Annotated in this window: 2 protein-coding genes; one reads left to right on the top strand and one right to left on the bottom strand. The window is 50.8% G+C overall.

Translation table 11 applies throughout. From position 1 onward, the window contains the following. Positions 1-137: 137 nt before the first annotated feature. Entirely contained in the window at positions 138-731 is a 594-nt protein-coding gene (locus tag AAF564_26375; protein ID MEM8489100.1) for an RNA polymerase sigma-70 factor, read from the bottom strand. Positions 732-1,432: 701 nt separating this feature from the next. Between AAF564_26375 and AAF564_26370 the strand changes: the two genes are divergently transcribed. After that, on the top strand, positions 1,433-3,770 hold a 2,338-nt coding region (locus AAF564_26370; protein ID MEM8489099.1), incomplete at its 3' end, for a TonB-dependent receptor.

Here is a 3,770-nt window from a genome sequence, read left to right as displayed (position 1 = left end):
TATTCTCCCACTAGATGTTTCTTGAATGATATACTATAGCGCTTTATTACTCGCTTTTCCATGGTTTACTTGCTTTGCTGTAAACCTATAGCAGGACGAGACACACTCCTCACTCCTCACTCCTCACTCCTCACTCCTCACTGCCGCAGCGGCTGCATTGCAGCGCGGATGGCCTTCAACGCGTGTGCCATCTGGTTTTCCACCGTTTTGATGCTGATACCCAGGGTTTCTGCTGTCTCCCTGTAAGTGAGGTCTTCGAGGAAGCAGAGTTCGAATACTGCGCGTCTTTTCTCTGGCAGGGTCTGAATGGCTTTATTGAGATGCGCGTTAGCCAGGTTTAATTCTGTGCTATCACTTGTGCTGGCTGTTGATTCATGTAAGGTTAGGTCGGCTTCCCCATCAAATTTGGCTGTATCTCGGAAATGATTTAGCGCGCGCGTGTATCCAATCCTAAAAAGAAAAGCACGGAGGGATTTTGATGTGTCAATTTCATTTCGTCGTTCCCATATGAAGATATAGGCGTTTTGAACTATATCTTCAGCAGCCTCCGGGGCGAGCCCACGACGGGAAAGATAACTCAGCAGGCTGCTGTGGTACCGGTCAAAAAACTGTTTGAATGCGTGGTGGTCCCCGTCTTTGATGCGTTTGGCGAGGACGGCATCATCAGCACCCTCTGCAATATTTATTGCCAGGTATACGAGCAGGAGTCCTATGTAAAGTGTAAAGCTCAAGTATTGAAATGCGTTAAAATTTGGCTGCTTTTACCACGAATCACCGGAGCGGTTCGAGCAATGTGAAACTTAGCCGGCAGCAGGAACAGACACAACACCTGTGCCAAGGGATTTCCTGTGATTCCTGACGGAAGAAAACTTGTAACGTATTCGCTGCGTATAGCATATATATACCACCAGCTACACGCGTTATTATACATAGCGTATTTTTGCGAACAAATTTTCCATCCCTACCCACGCGCCCTGTGCGGCCGGCATCCAAACATATCGCTTCGATTCTATTGGCATGCTTCCTGGTTGGAGGCCTGGCATTACCTTGGCTTCATCAGGTGCAGCATGCTGTTGAGGTTTTTTCGGATGTGCACAGTCCGTACTATCATGAGCATCCCGACTATGATGCGGTTAATGATAACAGCCTGCATCTTGAGGACCATGATCTATCATGCGTCCTTTGCTCCCTTTCATTGTGGGATGCCACGTTTGATGTCGAACAGACTTCACTTCCCGATATAAGCAGGCCCTACGTTGCTTTACTTGTATCTGCGCGCACTTTAAGTAACGCCTCTATTTCCATTCGGGGCCCCCCTCCTATAACATGAATTGCTGAGCAGGAGGCTACATCTTGTTTTTATGTAGCGTGAAGCAGGAATTATCCGCTGCTAAGGCAGTGGAAACCGTCATGTTATTCGTTTGGGGCTTTTATGCCTAGACCAGGTTCGTGCAGCACGTTGTCTGTACTCTTTTCCAACCTCTTTTGTATCTGGTGCCTTTTTGCCGGCAACCTGGCTTTTGGTCAGGAGTTGGCGGGCACCATCCGTGATCAAGCCGGCAATCCGTTGCCAGGGGTTCACGTTATTGTATCTGCTATTGACCGTGGGACTGTCTCTGATGTTGATGGTAAATACAACCTTTCCGGTTTGGATGCCGGGAGGTATGAGGTACAATTCAGCTTTGTCGGATTTCTGACGCGCACCGAGATGGTGCAAATTGGAGACGCGCGCGTTGTGTATAACGTTACGCTGGAGCCTGAGGTACTGGCCGGCGAGGAGATACTGATTTCTGAATCCAGAACGGACGCACTGACCATCAACACCCGGTCAGTATCTGTTCTGGCGCCGGAAAAATTGGTTGACCTGCGAGGACAGACCTTAGGGGAGACACTGGAGACATTACCTGGCGTAACATTGCTACAAACCGGCCCATCGATAGCGAAGCCGGTGGTACGCGGGTTGCACAGCCAACGCGTGTTGGTATTGAACGCCGGCGTTTCGCAAGAGGGTCAACAATGGGGCGGCGAACACGCACCAGAAATTGATCCGTTTGCACCGGTAGAGATCCAGGTAATCAAAGGTGTGTCTGGGGTTGAGTATGGTGTTGGGGCAATTGGCGGTGTGATCCGGTTGGATCCACTGGAGTTGCCCTATGTGCCTGGTCACGGTGTTTCCGGCAACTTTTCGCTGAACGGATTTTCCAATAATCTGCAAGCTGCCGGCGCTGTGTACCTCGAAGGTGCTGCCCCTGCTTTACCTGGCTTGGGCTGGCGTATTCAAACCAGCTATCGTAAAGCTGGCGATGCGCATGCACCAGATTATGTCATCCGAAACTCGGCCTTCCAGGAATTCAACGGATCTGCGTCTGTAGGATTTCGTCGGGAGCGGGTTAACCTCGTTGCGCTTTACAGCCGGTTCAGTACGGAACTGGGTATTTTCAGTGGCGCACATATCGGCAATCTTAACGATTTGCTGCGCGCCATTGAGCGAGGTGGTCCGTCCTTTATTGGTGAGTTTGGCTATGATATTGTTTCGCCAAAGCAGGAGATTACACATAACCTGTTATCTCTGCATGCGGATTACCGCATGCCGGCTGGTTCGTGGTTTGAATTCCAATACGGATTTCAACGCAATCACAGGCAGGAGTTTGACGCACATGGCCGTGGTGATGACAATGATCTTGAGATACCAGCGTTTGACTTATCTTTGGTCTCCCATTCGGCAGAAGTGAAATTCCATCACAAGCCGATTGGCCAACTGATAGGCGTTGTTGGCATCAGTGGCATGAACCAGCTAAATAAGAATGGTGCCACCGGATTCCTCATCCCGAATTTTCGCGCATACTCGGGCGGTATCTTTGCCCGTGAGTCGTGGGTGACCGAAGAGCTTACCATCGAAGCCGGCGCCCGACTGGATTACCGCTGGGTTCGGGCATGGCCCCGAGAAAATGGTAGCCGCGGGGATTTTGTGAAACGCATCAGTGATTATGCGAGCGTTTCCGGCGTGGTTGGTTCGATCTGGCAATTTGCGCCTTCATGGTCGTTTGGCGCGAATCTGGGTACCGGCTGGCGTCCGCCCAGTGTCAATGAACTGTACAACTTTGGTGTACACCACGGTACAGCTCAGTTCTTAATTGGCGATCCAGACTTGTCAACCGAGCGGAGCGTGGGTATTGATGCCACGTTACGGCATGATAGCGAACATAGCCGGTTCGAGTTCAGCGCGTACTACAACAATTTTGACGGTTTTATATTCCTGTTTCCCGATCTACAGCCCCGCGTAACCATACGGGGTACGTTTCCAACGTTCCGCTACAGCCAGGCTGATGCTGTGCTGCGCGGATTTGAAACATCCTTTGAACAAGATGTAGCTTCATGGCTCACACTGGGTACGCAGTTGTCTGTTGTACGTGCAGACAACCGCGAAACAAACGAGCCACTGATTAACATGCCGAGTGATCGCGCTTCCTTTAGTGCAGAATTCCGCCTGCCAGACCGGAAACGGATGCGGGCGACTCACTTTAGCCTGGAAAGCAATCTTGTACGCAAGCAGACGCGTGTGCCCGCCAACGTGGACTACATGCCGCCGCCTGACGGATATGCATTGTTTAATGCAGGCTTCTCTTCTACACTGTTGTTCAGCGATGCGCCTGTTCGGGTTAATCTATCGGTTCAAAACGTACTCAACACCGGATATCGGGATTATCTAAGTCGATTCCGGTATTTCATTGACGATCCCGGTCGGAGCCTGGTCTTCAGGATGCAGGTGC

The organism is Bacteroidota bacterium, assembly GCA_039111535.1.
GTDB lineage: Bacteria > Bacteroidota > Rhodothermia > Rhodothermales > JAHQVL01 > JBCCIM01.
The sequence above is the reverse complement of the archived record's forward strand: the minus strand, read 5'-3'. Positions and strand labels throughout refer to the sequence as shown.